Origin of the sequence: Microvirga makkahensis (genome assembly GCF_009830105.1) — a bacterium.
GTDB lineage: Bacteria > Pseudomonadota > Alphaproteobacteria > Rhizobiales > Beijerinckiaceae > Microvirga > Microvirga makkahensis.
Genome location: NZ_WURB01000080.1, coordinates 1 through 1,101, shown reverse-complemented (window position 1 = coordinate 1,101; position 1,101 = coordinate 1). Strand labels below are relative to the sequence as shown.

Genomic DNA, 1,101 nt, shown 5'->3' with positions numbered 1-1,101 from the left:
CACGGCCGATGCCGTTGAAGCCCTTGGCAACGGCCACCGCGTGTTCGACGCCGTGATCGGCCAGAGCGTCGACGGGGCGCGCCAGGCCTTCGACGCGCTCTCCGGCGAGGTTCACGCCAGCGCCGCCGGCACGGCTCTGAGCGGCACCCTGCGGATGCAGGACCTGCTGCTGACCCGCATGCGCGCCCTCCAGGCGCCGGTGGCGGGACAGGTCCAGGTCGCCTATGCGGCCGACGGGCCGGGCGCCGCTCCCCGTGTCGATATGCTGGCGGTCCCGTCCTTCGACCCGCGCCGCTTTAGCCTCTGGGGCGAGGGCTTCGGCTCGTGGGGCAGGGCCGCTTCCAACGGCGGCGCGGCCGGCATGGACACGTCCACGGGCGGGTTTGCGATCGGCGCCGAGACCCGGCTCGACAAGACCTTCACGTTCGGCATGTCAGGCGGATTCTCCCGCACCACCTTCGAGGTGGACGGGCGGCTGTCCTCCGGCTCGAACGAGACCACGTTCGGGGCAATCTACGGCATGGCTCAATGGGGAGCCGTCAGCCTGCGGGCCGGCGCGTCCTATGCCTGGCATGACATCGACACCATCCGCACGATCACCTTCCCGAGTTTTGCCGATCAGGCGAGCGCCTCCTACGACGGCTCGACCTTGATGGCCTTCAGCGAGGTGGGCTACGCGGTCGATCTCGGCTGGGTGACGGTCGAGCCCTTCGTGGGCGCCTCAGTGATGCGCCTGCGTCTGGACGGCTTTGCCGAGGAGGGCGGGGAGGCGGCCCTGACCGGCTCTGCCCGCAGCTACGATCTCGCCTCCACCACGCTGGGGGTTCGGGCGCAGGCGCGGATCAGCGCCGAGCTGCCGCTGACGTTGCGGGGCATGGTAGGGTGGCGGCATGCCTTCGGCGATGTTGAGCCTGCCGCGCTGCTGGCCTTCTCGGGCGGCACCACCGGCTTCAGCGTCGCGGGCCTGCCGATCGACCGCAACGCTCTCGTGGCCGAGGCGGGGCTGGACTGGCAGATCAACAAGGATATGGCTCTCGGCGTGTCCTACTCGGGCCAGATCGGGGCACGGACGCAGGAGCACGCGGTGAAGGGCAACTTCAC

Annotated in this window: 1 protein-coding gene; it reads left to right on the top strand. The window is 70.3% G+C overall.

Annotated features, from left to right (window positions below):
• On the top strand, positions 1–1,101 hold a 1,101-nt coding region (locus GR328_RS26510), incomplete at both ends, for an autotransporter outer membrane beta-barrel domain-containing protein (RefSeq protein ID WP_160888630.1).